Source organism: Pseudomonas sp. AG1028, assembly GCF_007993955.1.
In the GTDB taxonomy this organism is placed as follows: domain Bacteria; phylum Pseudomonadota; class Gammaproteobacteria; order Pseudomonadales; family Pseudomonadaceae; genus Aquipseudomonas; species Aquipseudomonas straminea.
The window spans coordinates 204641-221044 of sequence record NZ_VIVP01000008.1; the positions used below are offsets into that span (position 1 = coordinate 204641).

The following is a 16404-nucleotide window of genomic DNA, read 5'->3' on the forward strand; positions in this document are numbered from 1 at the left end:
GCCGATCGGCGAGTGATCAGCCCGCCAACGGCCCTACTCCGCGGTCGGCTTTTTCGTCCGGGGTTTTTTGGGCTTCTCCGGCAGCGCCGCGGTGAGCGCTTCCTTGGCCTGTTCGGGCTTTTCTTCCTCACCCATGCCGATCTCGGCGATCTCGCGCAAGCGCTCGACCACCCGCGCGTTCACGCTGCCCTTGGGGAAATGGCCCTTGTCGTTCGGCGTGCCGGCATCCTCACCGACAAGCAGGCTCAGCGCCTCATCCACATGGCGCACGGCGTAGATATGGAACTGTCCGGCGCGCACGGCCTGCAACACACGCTCGTCGAGCATCAGGGTGGACACGTTGGAATGCGGGATGATCGCGCCCTGCTCGCCGGTCAGCCCGCGGGCCTCGCAGAGGCGGAAGAAGCCTTCGATCTTCTCGTTGACGCCACCGACCGCCTGCACCTCACCGAACTGGTTGATCGACCCGGTGATGGCGAAGCACTGCTTGAGCGGCGTGCGCGACAGCGCCGAGATCAGCGTGCACACCTCGCCGAGCGAGGCGCTGTCGCCATCCACGTAGCCGTAGGACTGCTCCAGGGCGATGCTCGCGGAGATTTCCAGGGGGAATTCCTGGGCGTAGCGGCTGCCGAGGAAACCGGTGAGGATCATCACGCCCTTGGAGTGGATCGGCTGGCCGAGGTTGACCTCGCGTTCGATGTCGACGATGCCCGAACCGCCCGGATAAACCGTGGCGGAGATGCGCGCCGGCACGCCAAAGGCCGAGTCGCCGACTTCCAGCACGGTCAGGCCGTTGCACTTGCCGATGGCCGCGCCGACGGTGTCGATGAGGATGATGCCGGCGAGCATGTCATCGATGATCCGCGCCGAGACGCGCCCGGTGCGGGTGGCCTTGGCCTTGAGCGCACGCTCGATATGGTCGGCGTCGGTCACTGCCTCGCCGGCCAGATTGCGAATGAAGTCCGCCTCGCTGACCAGCTGGAACAGGTCGCCGATGCGCGCCGACAACCGCCCCTGGTGTTCGGCCAGGCGCGCGCTGTAGGTGGCTAGGCGAGCCACCGCAGCAGCGGTGAGCGGCGCCATGCCCTCTTCAGTGGTGCGGGTCTTCATCAGCTGGGCGAACTGCTCCAGACTGTCGTCGGCCAGCGGGATGTCCTCGTCGAAGTCGACCAGCACCCGGAACATCTCCTGGAAGTCCGGATCGGCGTCCTGCAACGCGTAGTACAGCTGGCGCGAACCGATGATCACCACCTTGAGCTGCAGCGGCACGGTTTCCGGATTCAGGGTCACGGTGGCGATGCGACCGAGGTCGGCCAGCGGCGATTCCATCTTCAGCTTGCGCGACTGCAGAGCGCGCTTGAGCGCCTCCCAGACGAACGGCTCGCTGAGGAATTTCTCAGCCTCGAGGATCAGGAAACCGCCATTGGCGCGATGCAGCGCACCGGGGCGCAGCTGGCGATAACTGGTGTAGAGCGCGCCCTGGTCGGTGTTGTATTCGATGCGGCCGAACAGGTTGTCGTAGGTCGGGTGCGGCTCGAACACCACCGGCGCGCCGCCATCGACGTGGTGGCCGACGATCAGGCTCGGGCAATACAGCTCTTCGAGCAGCTTGCGGGTCTGGGCATCGGGCTTTTCCACCTCGATCAGCAGGTCGATCACGCTTTTCAGCAGATCCACCTGCATGGCCTGCAGGTAGGCGCACACACCGGCGTTCTCGGCGTACTTCTCCGACAGCGGCGCCAAAAGCGGCTGCAGCGCCACGGTGATGGTTTCCTCATTGAGCTGGCGCAACTGGTTGCTCGACTCGCGCTTCCACTGCGGCAGGCTGGCCAGCTCCTCGTTGAGGCGCTCTTCCAGGGCAGCGATATCAGCGTGGAAGCGCTCGCGCTCGGTTTCCGGCAGTTGGGCGAATTCGGCCTCGTCCAGGGCCTTGCCGTCGAGCATCGGCGTGAAGGCGATGTTGGTGCTGTCGCGGTACAGGGCGATGCCGCGCTCCAGGGACAGACGCTCGATGACGTCCAGCGCCTGGTCGTAGCGCTTGTTGAAAGCGCGGTCGATGGCGCTCTTCTTCTGCTGGAACGACGGATGCTCGAAGACCGCCGGAAAGGTGGCCAGCAGGTTGTCGATCAATGCGTTGATGTCGGCGATGAACTCGCTGGCTGTGCCGGGCGCCAGCTCCACCGCGCGCGGCTCGCGGGGCTCGTCGAAGTGGTTGACGTAAACCCGATCCGGCGGCGTTTCCAGGCGTTTGCCCTCGGCCTGCAGGTAACGTTTGACGAACGAGAAGCGGCCGGTGCCCGGCTCGCCCATGACGAATACGTTGTAGCCGGGGCGCGGCATGGCCACGCCGAACTGCAGGGCCTGCACGGCGCGCTCCTGGCCGAGTACGCCACGGAAGGGTTCCAGGTCATCGGTGGTAGTGAAGGCGAACTGCTTGGGCGAGAAGGGACGGGTGAGTGCATCGGGCGCCAGGCGCAGGCCGGCTGCAACGGGATCGGGCATCGGGGATCCTTAAATACCGCGGAGAGTTGCCTGCATTCTCGCGCCGCCCACTTCCCGCTGGCAAGGCGCAATACCAACAGGTGCAAAGCAAAACGCCCGCAACGGGTGCGGGCGCTTGGCGGTGCAGCGAGGCTTACAGGTAGAAGGCTTTCAGCGGCGGGAATCCGTTGAATTCCACCGCGCTGTAGCTGGTGGTGTAGGCACCGGTGGAGAACCAGTAGAGGCGGTCACCGCTAGCCAGGTTCAAGGGCAGGCCGTACTTGTAATGCTCGTACATGATGTCAGCGCTGTCGCAGGTCGGGCCGGCGATCACCACCTCTTCCATCTCGCCCTTCTTCTCGGTCCAGATCGGGAACTTGATGGACTCATCCATGGTTTCGATCAGGCCGCTGAACTTGCCCACGTCGGTGTACACCCAGCGCTCGACGGCGGTACGCGACTTGCGCGCCACCAGCACCACTTCACTGACCAGCACGCCGGCGTTGGCAATCAGCGAACGGCCCGGCTCGAGGATGATTTCCGGCAGCTCGTCGCCGAAATCTTCCTTGAGGAAGCGGATGATTTCCTCGGCGTAGGTTTCCAGGCTGTTGGTGCGGGTGATGTAGTTGGCCGGGAAGCCGCCGCCCATGTTGATCATCTGCAGCTCGATGCCGTCTTCTTCTTTCAGACGCTCGAAGATCACCTTGACCTTGGCGATGGCCGCGTCCCACACATCAATGTCGCGCTGCTGGCTGCCTACGTGGAAGGAAATGCCGTAGGGCACCAGGCCGAGCTGTTTGGCAAGAATCAGCAGATCCAGGGCCATGTCCGGCTGGCAGCCGAACTTGCGGCTTAGCGGCCAGTCGGCCGAGGTCGAGCCTTCGGTGAGGATGCGCACGTAGATCTTCGAGCCCGGCGCGGCCTTGGCGATGTTGCGCAGGTCGGCTTCGGAGTCGGTGGCGAACAGGCGCACACCCTTCTCGTAGAAGTACCGGACGTCGCGGGCTTTCTTGATGGTATTGCCGTAGCTGATGCGCTCCGGGCCCACGCCGGCGGACATCACCTTGTCGAGCTCGTAGATCGAGGCGATGTCGAAGCTCGAACCCTTGTCGCGCAGCAACTCGATGATTTCGATGGCCGGGTTGGCCTTGACGGCGTAGTACACCTTGGCGAATTCGAAACCGGCGCGCAGGTCGTCGTAGGCCTGACTGATGATCGCGGTGTCGATCACCACGAACGGGGTTTCCTGCTGGTCGGCGAAGGCCTTCATTTTGTTGAAGGTTTCGCGTGGGTAGTAGTCTTCGACCTTGATCGACATGCGGGTCTCCAAATGGCTAAACCATGAACACTAGGATTCGGGCAGTTGAACCGGGCACAGGTTCAACGTCGGGGGCGACCGATTTCTGCAATCGGCCGGAAAGCCTGTTGCCAGGCCAGGAACGTCTGATCAGTTTCCCCACTTTGGTTCGCCTACTTCCCAAGGCATGTCGCCGAGAATTGCCTGACCTGAAAACAGGTCGAACAACCTCTCGTCGTCAGTACTTGAGCCGAATGGATCGTTGCCAGCATGGACGTTCGGGCGCGGACTTTAAGACCATGACTCGCTCAGATCAATCAAAAATTGCCCGTGACGGAAACTGATTTTCCAGGCGTTTCGGATTCCACACGAATCGCGGCGAAATGCTGCACAGCCGCGGGCTGCACGAGCACTCAGCACACCGGGGCGACAGCCTTGCACCGAGGCTTTTCAGGATGATGACTTCAAGCGTAGACGAGCCCCGGAATCGGGGCTCGCAAGACGGCTGGCGCCAGTAGGCAGCGCCAGCCTATGGAGGGCGGGCTTAGCGGAAGCGCTCGACTTCGCGGTGCAGATCGGTAGCCAGGGTTTCCAGCTCTTTGGAAGTGTGCGCCAGATTGGCGATCACTTCGCGCTGCTCGCCGTTGGCCAGGGCGATGCTCTGCAGGTTGCTGCTCAGCACCGTGGCGGTGCTGCTCTGCTCGGCGGTGGCGGTCGTGATGGCGGCGAACTGCTCGCCGGCAGCGCTGGTCTGCTCGGCGATATGGGTCAGCGCCGCGGCGACCTTGGCATTGAGTTCCAGGCCGTTCTGCATCAGCTGGCGGCCCTGCTCCATGGTGCTGATCGCACTGCTGGTCTCGCCCTGGATACTGCTGATCATGCTGGAAATTTCGGTGGTCGCCTCGCGGGTCCGACCGGCCAGGCTGCGCACCTCGTCGGCGACCACGGCGAAACCGCGGCCCTGCTCGCCGGCACGCGCTGCCTCGATGGCCGCATTGAGCGCCAGCAGGTTGGTCTGGTCGGCAATCGAGGTGATCACGCTGAGAATGCCGCCGATTTCCTGGGAACGCTGGCCAAGGCTGTCGATGACCTTGGCGGCACTGTTGACCGACTGGGAAATCTGCTCCAAGGCAGCAGACGCTTCTTCCATCGAGGTACGGCCGATGCGAGTCTGGCTGGCGTTCTCGCTGGCCATGCGCTCGGTGCTGCGCATGTTGTCGGCGATGTTCAGCGAAGTGGCGCTGAATTCCTCTACCGCGCCGGCCATGCTGCTGATCTCGCCGGACTGCTGCTCGATGCCTTCATAGGCACCACGCGACAGGCCGGACAGCGCTTCGGCGCGCTGGCTGACGTTGCCGGCGGCGCCGCGGATGCGCGCGACCATGGTCGACAGCGCCTCGCTCATCTGGTTGAAGCTGCGCGACAGCTCGCCGATCTCGTCGTGACTCTTGACCTGCAGGCGCACGCTCAGATCACCGGCGCCGAGGGCCTGGGCCTGCTCGACCAGATCACCCAGCGGGCGCAGCTTGCGGCGCAGCAGCCAGATCACCGCCAGCACGGCCAGAACCAGGGTCACCAGGCTGCCGATAGCCAACTGGCTGCCGACGCTCCAGGTCACCGCCTGGATCTCTTGTTCTGGCATGCTAGCCACCACGGTCCACGGGCCGCCGGCGAAGGGCACAGCAACGCTGTAGAACTGTTGCTCGCCATCGCTCCAGAAACCGCCCTTGCCCGGAGTACCAAGCACCTTGGTCATGTTGCCCGTCAGTTGCTCGGGATTCTTGGCGCTGTAGGGCGCCACCAGCCATTTGTTCTGATCGTCGAGCAGCGCCAGGGAGCCGGTGCTGCCGATACGGAAGCGCTGCAGGTTGGCGAACTGGGCGTTCTGCGCGTCGGTGTAATCGAAGCCGACGAACAACACGGCGATCACCCGGCCCGCGCTGTCGCGTACCGGCGTGTACTGGGTCATGTAGAAGCGCTCGAACAGCAGCGCGCGGCCGACGTAGTTGTCGCCGGCCAGCAGGCGGGCGTAGGCCGGATGGTTGCGGTCGAGCACGGTGCCGATGGCGCGGCCACCGTCCTGTTTGGTAAGCGAGGTGGTCACGCGTACGAAGTCGTCGCCATCACGCACGAAGATGGTCGCCACGCCGGCGGTCAGGCGGCGAAATTCATCGACTTCGCTGAAATCGTTGTTCAGCTGGGTGTTGCCCAAGTACAGGGCAGGCGCCTGCAGAGCGCCGACGGTCACGCGTTCGTCCGGGCTGACGCGCAGGCCGCCACTGAAGCGGCGCTCGAACAGGCCGGCCAGGCGTTGGGTGCTTTCACGCAGGCTTTCGTGGAAGGTGCTCAGCTGGTCGGCCAGCAGGCGCGCTTCGCTGCCCAGGTGCTCTTCGCGGGTCACCAGGTTGGCGCTGCTCAGTGAGCGCAGGGCGAATACGGTACTAACACTGATCAGCAGCACCAGCATGGCAGCGAGGGCCGTCGCCAATTGCCAGGCGATACGGGAACGGGGTTGGTTCATGAAAATCTCCGAGCTCCATCGTCCCTGTATGGAGAAATTGAATAAATAATGATCAGCCTGTAATTCGGCGAGCGCGGAGAATACTTGAGAGTTTTAGTGCGTCAATGGCCATCATGACGCTATCACCACATTTTTTACGTGGGGTAATGAAAAAGTCTCGTTTCTGAGATTTTTTATTGTTTTTCTAGCGGCGTAACTCGACCTTGGGTAACTGCATGGCTGCGACCTCCGCGAGCAGGAACTCGGCCAGCCGCTCGAAACGCTCCTGGCCACGGCGCGCCTTGGGCCAAACCAGGTAATAGCTTTCGCCGCTGAACACGGCGGTCGGCCAGGGCAACGCCAGGCGGTCCAACAACACGTCCTCGGCGACCATGGCCAGGTCGCCGATCGACACGCCATACCCACGGGCGGCGGCGACGATGCCCAGCTCCAGGGTGTCGAACACCTGGCCGCCCTTGAGCGACACCTGGTCGCTCAAGCCCATGGCCTGCAGCCAGCGGCGCCAGTCACGACGGTCAGGTGTGGGGTGCACCAGCTCGGCCTGTTGCAGGCGCCCCACATCCCAAGGCTTTTCGCCCAGAGCTCCAGGCGCACAGACGGGAATCAGCCATTCCTCGAACAGCCGCACGCTGTGCCATTCGTTGCTGAAGGTGCCGGTGCCGAGCAACACGGCGCAATCGAAAGGCTCATGGAGAAAGTCCACCCGATCGAGATCCATCCAGGCGCTGGTGAGCTGCACCTCGAGGTCGTCATGGCGGGCGCGAAACAGCGACAGGCGCGCCAGCAGCCAACGCATGGTCAAGGTCGAGGGCGCCTTGAGACGCAGGGTGCCCTCCTCCACCCGCAAGGGCGCGCAGGCCCGCTCCAGGGACTCGAAGCCCTCGCGCACGCCCGGCAGCAACAGACTCGCCGGCTCGGTCAGGTGCAGCGCGCGACCACGGCGCTCGAACAGCCGGCAGGCAAAGTGTTCTTCCAGGGTACGAATGTGCCGGCTGACCGCACTCTGAGTGATCGCTAGCTCATCGGCAGCGCGGGTAAAGGACAAATGCCGCGCCGCAGCCTCGAAGGCGCGCAACGCATATAAAGGCGGCAAGTACCGGTTCAACGACCTTCACCATGAGTTTTAATCATGCCTGGCATCGCTATTTTCCTTTTGTGGGCTTGAGCTATAAACCCGAGAATAGCCGGCAATGCTTATCTCCCGACAGCCCGGGAGTAATTATCCAGCCGAAGTTTTACTCATCATGAAAAGTCCCCTTGGTCACGAACTGAGCGCCCTGCTGCGCCTCGCCGGCCCGCTGATCTCCGCGCAGTTGGCCCATGCGCTGATGATCTTCACTGACACGCTGATGATGGCCATGCTCGGTCCAGGGCAACTGGCCGGCGGCGCTCTGGGCGCGACCTGCTACTTCATCTTCTCGATCTTCTGCACCGGGGTGATCGCCGCCGTCGGCAGCATGATCGCCATCCGCCACGGCGCCGGCGACCCGCAGGGCGTCACCCGCCTGCTGCGCAACGGCCTGTGGCTGGCCATCCTGCTGGGCATCATCAGTGCGCTGTGCCTCAATGGCCTCGGCCCGCTACTACCGCACCTGGGTCAGGACCCGGCAGCATCCAGCCAGGCCATGCACTTCCTGCGACCGCTATCCCTGGGCCTGCCCGCCTACCTATGCTTCATGGCGCTGCGCGGCTTCACCAGCGCCATTGGCCATCCCGGCCCAGTGATGACCATCAGCATCGTCGGCACCATCGCCAATTTCATTATCAACTACGCGCTGATCAAGGGCTGGTTCGGCGTAGACCTCGGCCTGAGCGGGATCGGCCTGACCACCGCACTGGTCAGCAGCGCCATGGCGCTGGCACTGGGGCTGTACATCCTGATCTCGCCGACCTATCAGCGCTACAAGCTACGCGGCGGCCTGGGTCGCCCGCAGCGCGCCGAACTCCGCGCCCTACTGCGCCTCGGTCTGCCGATTGGCGGCACCTACGCCGCCGAGCAAGGGCTGTTCACCTTCGCCACCCTGTGCATGGGCGCCCTGGGCAGCGTGCAATTGGCGGCGCACCAGATCGCCATGCAATCGGTCGCCCTGGCCTTCATCGTTCCCCACGGCCTGTCCTACGCGGTGACTTTCCGCGTGGGTCTGCATTACGGCGCAGGCCAGCTGCACCTGTCGCGCCTGGCTGGCCACCTGGGCATGGCCATGGGCGCCGCGCTTATGCTGCTGTTCGCCCTGGCGTTCTGGCTGCTGCCGGAATGGATCATCGGCCTGTTCCTCGACCGCCACGATCCGGCGTTCGCCAATATCGTCACCTTGGCGGTAAGCCTGCTGGCGATTGCCGCCTGGTTCGAGCTGTTCGATGGCCTGCAGAGCATCGCCATGGGGGCGATTCGTGGCCTCAACGACGGTCGCCTGACCCTGGTGATCGGCCTGACCGGTTACTGGTGCATTGGCGCACCGCTGGCCTGGCTGCTGGCCTTCCCGTTCGGTTGGGGCGCCCATGGCGTGTGGTGGGGCCTGGCTGCCGGCCTGGCGGTAACGGCAAGTGGCCTGGTGCTGGGTTTTCAGTGGAAGACTGCGCGCCTGCAAAAGCCCAAGGCGATGCAGACTTGCCTGTCCTGATCGGCTAACTAGCAGCGTTTAACAGCGACCACCAAGCAGCGGCTCCCGCACACCAGCCGACAGAAAGTGCCCCAGCTCGGTCAACGGCATGGCTCTGCTGATCAGGTAGCCCTGGGCCTGATCACAGCCGAATTCACGCAGTAGCTGCAGCTGCTCCTCGGTTTCCACACCTTCGGCGACCACCTGCAGATCCAGGTTGTGGGCCAGGCTGATCATCGCCTGCACCAGTTGCTGGCTCTGCGGACGCGTTTCCATGCCGGTGACGAAGCTGCGGTCGATCTTCAGCAGGGCGATGGGCAGGTTGCTCAGGTGCTCGAAGGACGAGAAGCCGGTGCCGAAGTCGTCCAGAGAGAAGCGCACCCCCAGATGCCCCAAGCGGCGCATGGTCTGCAGCACGTAGTCGCTGCGGCGCATCACTGCGGTTTCGGTGAGTTCGAACTCCAGCCAATGACTGTCGATGCCACAGCTGTCGATCAGCCGCTCCAGAGTCGGTAGCAACTGACTGTCCTGGAACTGGCGGAACGATAGGTTGACCGCCATGTGCAGCGCCGGGTGGCCGCGCTCGCGCAACAATTGCATGTCACGCATCGCCCGGTCGATCACCCAGTAGCCCAACGGTACGATCAGCCCACACTCTTCAGCCAGCGGCACGAATTCGCCCGGCAGCAACAGACCGTGGGTTTCGTGCTGCCAACGCACCAGCGCTTCCAGGCCGACAATACGCCCGCTCTTGAGGCACAACCTGGGCTGGTAATGCAGTTGCAGTTCGCTCTTGCGCAACGCCCGGCGCAGCTCGCGCTGCAGGTCGATCTGGCAGCGCATGCCCTGATCGAGGCGCTCGTCATACAGATGAAAGGTGCAGCCCTGGCGGCCTTTAGCCTGTTGCATGGCGATATGCGCGTGCCACATCAGCGTGTCCGCGGTGCTTGCCGGCTTGGCCAGCGCCACACCGAGGCTGCAGCCAAGCAGCAGGCTCTCGCCTTCGACCCAGTACGGTTCACCCAGCGCCTCGAGCAGGTGTTGCACCCAGGTGAGCAGCCGCGCAGGTTCGTCCTGACTGTCGACCAGCAGGGCGAATTCGTCGCCGCCCAGGCGCGCCAGTTGATCGCCTCGCACCAGATATTGTTTGAGACGCGCCACCACTTGCTGGATCAGCAGGTCGCCGGCGTGGTCGCCCAGGGCATCGTTGGCCTGGCGAAAGTTGTCCAGATCCAGCTGCACCAGCGCCAGACCGCCGCGGCTCGGCTTATCCAGACGTGCGGCTAAAAGCGTGTGAAAGCCCTGACGGTTGGCGATGCCGGTCAGTGCGTCCCGCTCGGTAAGGCGCTGCAAGGTGAGGCGCAGACGGCCCTGCTCACGTACGTAGCGCAGGCTACGGCGCAGGACATCGGCGCTGAGCTGATCGCGCACCAGCCAGTCGCAGACCTGGGGTGGCGTATCGTCCGGTTCCTGTTCCAGCAAAAGGATGATCGGCGCCGTACAGCGCCGCGAGTCGGGCAGGTGCGCGGGGGTGGTGAGCAGCACCGCGTCGCCGGCGTCGTCGAGCAGTTGCCGGGCGTCCGGCCAGCTAGAGGCGCAGCTTAACGGCAGTGGAGCGTCCGCGGCGTCCAGACGCTCACGCAACAGCTCGCTCCACTGCGGCGTCTCGGCCAGCAATACCAGGCGCAACGGCTCGACGAATGCGCTCAAGAAAAATCCCCCGATGCACGAAAAAGATGAGCGCCTGCGGCGCTGCTGAATGCGCCGGTTCCGGCGTCAAATCAATCACTTCCGTGTAAGTCGCCGGACATCCTGCGATAAAACCCGGGCAATCGACAAGCCCGCCCGCGCAACGAGTGCGCAGAACATGCCCCATTGCACGGTTGTCGGCTAGTACCGCAAAGCCACGAAATGGCCGGCGACTTTCGGCTAAAATGCGCGGCCATTTTCCTCTGCGATAGACACGATGTCCCGACTCAACCCCCGGCAACAGGAAGCCGTGAACTACGTCGGCGGCCCTCTTTTGGTGCTCGCCGGTGCAGGCTCCGGCAAGACCAGCGTAATTACCCGCAAGATCGCCCACCTGGTGCAGAACTGCGGCATCCGCGCCCAGCACATCGTCGCCATGACCTTCACCAACAAGGCCGCGCGCGAAATGAAAGAGCGCGTCGGCACCCTGCTCAAAGGCTCCGAAGCCCGCGGTTTGACGGTGTCGACCTTCCACAACCTGGGCATGAACATCATCCGCAAGGAGTACGCACGCCTGGGCTACAAGCCTGGCTTCTCGATCTTCGATGACGGCGACATCAAGGCGCTGCTCACCGACATCATGCAGAAGGAGTACGCCGGCGACGACGGCGCCGATGAGGTCAAGAACTACATCGACAGCTGGAAGAACGACCTCATCCTGCCCGACGAGGCCCTGGCCAACGCGCGCAACCCCAAGGAGCAGACCGCCGCCATCGTCTACCTGCATTACCAGCGCACGCTCAAGGCTTACAACGCGGTGGATTTCAACGACCTGATCCTGCTGCCGGTCAAGCTGTTCCAAGAGCACCAGGACATTCTGGAGAAGTGGCAGAACCGCATCCGCTATCTGCTCGTCGACGAATACCAGGACACCAACTCCAGCCAGTACCTGCTGGTGAAGCTCTTGGTAGGCATGCGCAACCAGATCACCGTGGTCGGCGACGACGACCAGTCGATCTACGCCTGGCGCGGCGCGCGGCCAGAGAACCTCAATCTGCTCAAGGAAGACTACCCGTCGCTCAAGGTGGTGATGCTCGAGCAGAACTACCGCTCCACCAGCCGCATTCTCAAATGCGCCAACGTGCTGATCGCCAACAACCCCCACGCCTTCGAGAAGCAGCTGTGGAGCGAGATGGGCATGGGCGACGAGATCCGTGTGATCCGCACCCGCAACGAAGACGCCGAGTGCGAGCGGGTGGCGCTGGAGATTCTCACCGAGCACCTGCGCACCCAGCGCCCATACAGCGATTTCGCCATCCTCTACCGCGGCAACTACCAGGCCAAGCTGATGGAGCTGAAGCTGCAGCACCACCAGATCCCTTATCGGCTGTCCGGCGGTACCAGCTTCTTCGCCCGCCAGGAAGTGAAGGACCTGATGAGTTACTTCCGCCTGCTGGTCAACCCGGACGACGACAACGCCTTCCTGCGCGTGATCAACGTGCCGCGCCGGGAGATCGGTTCCACGACCCTGGAAAAGCTCGGCAACTATGCCAACGAGCGCAAGATCAGCATGTACGCGGCCAGCGACGAGATCGGCCTGGGCGAGCACCTGGACAGCCGTTATACCGAGCGCCTGGCGCGCTTCAAGCGCTGGATGGACGGCGTGCGCGAGCAGTGCGTGGTCAACGAGCCGATCGCCGCGATCCGCAGCATGGTCATGGACATCGACTACGAGAACTGGCTGCGCCAGAACGCCTCCAGCGACAAGGTCGCCGAGGCGCGCATGGGCAACGTGTGGTTCCTCGTCGATGCGCTGAAAAACACCCTCGACAAGGACGAGGAAGGCGATATGACCATCGAGGACGCCATCGGCAAGCTGGTGCTGCGCGACATGCTCGAGCGCCAGCAGGAAGAGGAAGAAGGCGCCGACGGCGTGCAGATGATGACCATGCACGCCTCCAAGGGTCTGGAGTTTCCGTCGGTGTACATCATCGGTTTCGAGGAGGAGATCCTGCCGCACCGCTCCAGCATCGAATCCGACACCATCGAGGAAGAGCGCCGCCTGGCCTACGTGGGCATCACCCGCGCCAAGCGCAACCTGGCGCTGACCTTCGCCGCCAAGCGCAAGCAGTACGGCGAAATCGTCGAATGCTCGCCAAGCCGCTTCCTCGACGAGCTGCCCCCGGAGGATCTGGTCTGGGAAGGTCAGGAAGAAGCCCCGGTCGAGGTCAAGGCCGCTCGCGGCAACGACGCCCTGGCCAGCATGCGGGCGATGCTCAAGCGCTAACTGCGCAGCACCGTAGCCCGGGTCGAGCGCAGCGACACCCGGGAAATTGACCTCGGTATCGCGCGGCTCAATATAGGCGACCTTTTCATCAAGCCCACCATCCGGACGGGCACCAGTGCAATATTTCGTAGTCAGAGTGAAAGGCCGGCTCCAGCAGTCGGCTCCGTTATCGTCAGCTCCCCTTGCAGAGGCCCGGCACCATGCGCACGCTCACTCTCGACCTCGACACCCTGACCCAGTTGATCAACGGCCGTGAAACCCTCGAACACTGGCTCGACATGGAAGCCGGCACGGTGCTGAGCCTGTCGCCGGAAGACCAGGGCAGCGACGAGCGCCAGCAGGTGCAGCTCAACCCCGACCGCTACGCCCGGGTGCCGAATCTCGACATGGCCCAGCGCGTGGCGATGCGCGAATCCTTTCTGTTCACCCTCAACGACCTCAATGCCCATCCGCTGCTCAGCGCCGCGCTGACCGGCCGCAAGCCGCTCAAGGCCTTCGATTACGAGATCGACTACTTCCCTGCCCTGCGCCAGCAATGGCAAGAGTACGAGCAGAAGCAACTGCGCGAATACGCCCTCAACTGGCTGTTCGAGCTGGGCCTGGAGCCGGCACCGGATAAGCTGCCGCTGGACCCGCGGGACATTCTGCGCCGTCTGACGCGCAGCGCCTGAGCGCTCGGCTGGGCCAGGCCACTGACGAGCGGAGCGGGCGCGCTGCGTTTTCGCTACAAATGATCAGCGTTTTGAGCGAAAATCCGCCGCTTTGCTCGTGAGCACAGAGGATCGATCGTGGAGTCGTTGAAACAGAAGATATGCAGTGAAGGTACCGTCCTCTCCGAGCAGGTGCTCAAGGTCGATGCCTTTCTCAACCACCAGATCGATCCCAAGCTGATGCAAGAGATCGGCCACGAGTTCGCCGAGCGCTTCAAGGGTCAGGGCATCACCAAGATCGTCACCATCGAAGCCTCGGGCATTGCACCGGCCGTGATGGCCGGCCTGGAACTGGGCGTGCCGGTGATCTTCGCCCGCAAGTACCAGTCGCTGACGCTGAAGGACAACCTGTATATTTCCAAGGTGTTCTCCTTCACCAAGCAGACCGAGAGCACCCTGGCGATTTCCTCCAAGCACCTGAACGCCAATGATCACGTGCTGCTGGTCGACGACTTCCTGGCCAACGGCCACGCCGCCAAGGCGCTGATCGACCTGGTCGGCCAGGCCGGCGCCAGCATCGCCGGTATCGGCGTGGTGATCGAGAAGTCCTTCCAGAGCGGTCGCAGCACCCTGGACGCCCAGGGTTACCGGATCGAATCCCTGGCGCGCATCAAGTCTCTGGAAGGCGGCAAGGTCACCTTTCTCGAGTAGCCTGTAGTCCGGCCAGCACCAGACGCTGGTACAGCTCCTCGCGCAAACCCTCGGGCCGCTCCAGGCCCATGCGCTGCAGGGCTTCTGGAAACGCCTCGGCAGGCGGCGCATCGAACGCCGCCTTGCCCAGCTCCAGCACTTCGCTCAGGCGAAACTTCCCTTTAAGCCAGGTCAGCGCCCGCAACAGCGCTTGCTCCTCATCGCTGAAATCGCTGCCCAACGGGTACTCGGCGAACACCGGCCGGTGGCCTGCGGCGATCCGTTCGAGGCGCTCGGGCGTGTTGTCGGCGTAGCGCGCGTCTAGGCGAAAATTCTTCGGCAGCTTACCGGCCTCGATGGCCTGCTCCATCAGCTCACCCTGAAAGCGTGAATCACTCACCGCCAACAGCGCCTCGATCACCTGGGAGTCGGTCTTGCCGCGCAGGTCGGCGATGCCGTACTCGGTGATCACCACGTCACGCAGGTGGCGTGGAATGGTCACGTGGCCGTACTCCCAGACGATGTTGGAGCTGACCTCGCCGGCCGACTCGCGCCAGCTGCGCAGCAGCAGAATCGAGCGAGCGCCCGGCAACGCGTGGCCCTGGGCAACGAAGTTGTACTGCCCGCCCACGCCGCTGAGCACCCTGCCATCCTCGAGCTGATCGGCTACCGCCGCGCCGAGCAGGGTGACGGTGAAGGCACTGTTGATGAAGCGGGCATCCACGCGATGCAGGCGCTTGAGCTCTTCCTGCCCGTACAGCTCGTTGATGAAGCCGATACCGGTCATGCCGAAACGGCTGCGCTGCTCCGTCGTCATGGCATTGAGGCGCTGGTAGAAGGATTGCGGCCCGAGAAAGAAGCCGCCGTGCACCACCACGCCGTGCGCGGCGGGCGTCAGGTAATCACGCAGTGCCGCCTGGCTGAGGGGATCGGCCAGGTCAGTCGAGCATTGCTGATCGGTGGGCAGCAGCAGGTTCTCGCCCTGCATCTTCAGGTTGGCATCCAGCAGGCCGCCCTCCTGCATCCAGGCCAGCGCAGCGTCGTCCAGGCGCGTGGGCAGGCCGGCATCGAGCATCGCCTGAATACTGCGCGGCTGGCCATTGGCATCCAGCGCGCCAGCACTGGCCAGGCGCTGCACACGTACGTCCGGGTAGACGACACGGCGGATCACCCCGGCCTCGGCCAGATCCAGCAGGCCGTTGACGAACATTTCGCTGCAGCCGTACAGCCCGGTTTGAAACGGCTGCAGATCACCCAGCGCATTGCAGAGCGGATGCACCTGACCGCCCTGCAGATCATCAAGTGCCGCTCGGTACGCCGGGTTGTCGCGATGGCGCTGCAGCAGCGCGGCGCTGACCGCATCACCCATCGCGCCGATGCCGATTTGCAAACTGCCGCCATCGCGGACCAGGGTGCTGGCATAGAGGCCGATGCAATGATCCTGCACCGTGACGGGCATGTTCGGCGTGGAAAACAGCGTGCTGGCTTCGCTCTCCTGCAGCTGAATGTCGAAGACCTCACGGGATAGCTCGGCATCGCCCGCCATGTACGGCAACTGCTCGTGAACCTGGGCCACGCAGAGGATGGTTTCGCCGCGGGCGCGCCGCTCCTGCAGCATCGGCAGCAGGTCGAGGGTGATGTCAGGGTTGCAGCTGAGGCTGTAATGCTGGGGGCGCGCGGCGTCGACTGCGACCAGCTGGGCCACCACGTTAACGCCCTTGGCGTTCAGGTCACGGGCGGCGTGGCTGTAGTTGCTGCTGGTGTAGTCCTGCTGGGTCGGTGCGCTGTCGAGCAGGGTGCCGGGCTGCAGGAAGAACTGCTCGATACGCACGTTGGGCGGCAACCTGTCGGCCTGCAGGTCGGCGAGAAAATCCAGCTCCAGGTAATCGCCGTAGACCCGCTCGACGAAGGGGTCGAGAAAGCGCTGCTGCAGTTCCTGCTCGGCCCGCGGGCGCCCCAGGCACAACGCCGTGTAGATGGTCAGCTCCCGTTCGGGCATCTCGCGCAGCCGCGCATACAGCGCGTTGACCCAGCGGTTGGGCTTGCCCAGGCCGAGGGGCAGACCGAGATGAATCGGCCCGTCGATGGTGCTCAGCACATGGTCGACAGCTTGCTCGAGGGTACGGGATTGGGGCATGCGGTTCTCCAGGCCAACGGTCGGGATCGTCGTCTTTGGACTCCCCCGTTGC

General features: G+C 63.8%; 10 protein-coding genes and 1 pseudogene. 4 read left to right on the forward strand and 7 right to left on the reverse strand.

Going from position 1 to position 16404, the window contains the following annotated elements; translation table 11 throughout:
• Nucleotides 1-33: 33 nt before the first annotated feature.
• The 5 genes and pseudogenes from FB481_RS15210 to FB481_RS15225 form a co-directional block, all read right to left on the reverse strand.
• Nucleotides 34-2502 carry a Lon protease family protein gene (locus FB481_RS15210; RefSeq protein ID WP_093505458.1) on the reverse strand — a complete coding sequence of 823 codons (2469 nt, stop codon included), beginning with the start codon at nucleotides 2500-2502 and terminating at the stop codon, nucleotides 34-36.
• Between the two features lie 133 nt (nucleotides 2503-2635).
• Entirely contained in the window at nucleotides 2636-3799 is a 1164-nt protein-coding gene (locus FB481_RS15215; protein WP_093505460.1) for a type III PLP-dependent enzyme, read from the reverse strand.
• Between the two features lie 523 nt (nucleotides 3800-4322).
• Entirely contained in the window at nucleotides 4323-5183 is an 861-nt protein-coding gene (locus FB481_RS23630; protein WP_372239573.1) for a methyl-accepting chemotaxis protein, read from the reverse strand.
• Nucleotides 5178-6299 (reverse strand): annotated as a pseudogene (locus FB481_RS23635) (Cache 3/Cache 2 fusion domain-containing protein); the annotation flags it as partial. The gene FB481_RS23630 and the pseudogene FB481_RS23635, both read right to left, overlap by 6 nt.
• 184 nt (nucleotides 6300-6483) lie before the next feature.
• A complete protein-coding gene (locus FB481_RS15225) occupies nucleotides 6484-7404 on the reverse strand; it encodes a LysR substrate-binding domain-containing protein (RefSeq protein WP_093505464.1) in 921 nt (306 codons plus the stop codon).
• A gap of 139 nt (nucleotides 7405-7543) precedes the next feature.
• On the opposite strand from FB481_RS15225, the gene FB481_RS15230 reads away from it, so the two are divergent.
• On the forward strand, nucleotides 7544-8920 hold the full coding sequence (locus FB481_RS15230; protein WP_147176938.1) for a NorM family multidrug efflux MATE transporter: 1377 nt from the start codon (nucleotides 7544-7546) through the stop codon (nucleotides 8918-8920).
• Nucleotides 8921-8938: 18 nt separating this feature from the next.
• Here FB481_RS15230 and FB481_RS15235 read toward each other — a convergent pair whose 3' ends face one another.
• Nucleotides 8939-10609 carry a bifunctional diguanylate cyclase/phosphodiesterase gene (locus tag FB481_RS15235; RefSeq protein WP_093505468.1) on the reverse strand — a complete coding sequence of 557 codons (1671 nt, stop codon included), beginning with the start codon at nucleotides 10607-10609 and terminating at the stop codon, nucleotides 8939-8941.
• A 256-nt stretch (nucleotides 10610-10865) separates the two neighbouring features.
• Between FB481_RS15235 and rep the strand changes: the two genes are divergently transcribed.
• From rep to FB481_RS15250, 3 genes are all read left to right on the forward strand, one after another.
• The gene (gene rep, locus FB481_RS15240) at nucleotides 10866-12875 is read left to right on the forward strand and encodes a DNA helicase Rep (RefSeq protein WP_147176939.1); all 2010 of its coding nucleotides are present in this window, start codon (nucleotides 10866-10868) and stop codon (nucleotides 12873-12875) included.
• A 200-nt stretch (nucleotides 12876-13075) separates the two neighbouring features.
• Nucleotides 13076-13546, forward strand: coding sequence for a UPF0158 family protein (locus FB481_RS15245; protein ID WP_147176940.1), 471 nt, complete (start codon nucleotides 13076-13078; stop codon nucleotides 13544-13546).
• A gap of 117 nt (nucleotides 13547-13663) precedes the next feature.
• Nucleotides 13664-14236, forward strand: coding sequence for a xanthine phosphoribosyltransferase (locus FB481_RS15250; protein ID WP_013789825.1), 573 nt, complete (start codon nucleotides 13664-13666; stop codon nucleotides 14234-14236).
• Here FB481_RS15250 and FB481_RS15255 read toward each other — a convergent pair.
• The gene (locus tag FB481_RS15255) at nucleotides 14220-16352 is read right to left on the reverse strand and encodes an acetyl-CoA hydrolase/transferase C-terminal domain-containing protein (RefSeq protein ID WP_147176941.1); all 2133 of its coding nucleotides are present in this window, start codon (nucleotides 16350-16352) and stop codon (nucleotides 14220-14222) included. The genes FB481_RS15250 and FB481_RS15255 overlap by 17 nt on opposite strands.
• Between the last annotated feature and the right edge of the window lie 52 nt (nucleotides 16353-16404).

Bases quoted from the DNA above. Each gene is read 5' to 3' on its own strand.
- FB481_RS15210 (WP_093505458.1), bottom strand. From the start codon at position 2,502: ATGCCCGATCCCGTTGCAGCCGGCCTGCGCCTGGCGCCCGATGCACTC.
- FB481_RS15215 (WP_093505460.1), bottom strand. From the start codon at position 3,799: ATGTCGATCAAGGTCGAAGACTACTACCCACGCGAAACCTTCAACAAA.
- FB481_RS23630 (WP_372239573.1), bottom strand. From the start codon at position 5,183: ATGAGCGAGGCGCTGTCGACCATGGTCGCGCGCATCCGCGGCGCCGCC.
- FB481_RS15230 (WP_147176938.1), top strand. From the start codon at position 7,544: ATGAAAAGTCCCCTTGGTCACGAACTGAGCGCCCTGCTGCGCCTCGCC.
- rep (WP_147176939.1), top strand. From the start codon at position 10,866: ATGTCCCGACTCAACCCCCGGCAACAGGAAGCCGTGAACTACGTCGGC.
- FB481_RS15245 (WP_147176940.1), top strand. From the start codon at position 13,076: ATGCGCACGCTCACTCTCGACCTCGACACCCTGACCCAGTTGATCAAC.
- FB481_RS15255 (WP_147176941.1), bottom strand. From the start codon at position 16,352: ATGCCCCAATCCCGTACCCTCGAGCAAGCTGTCGACCATGTGCTGAGC.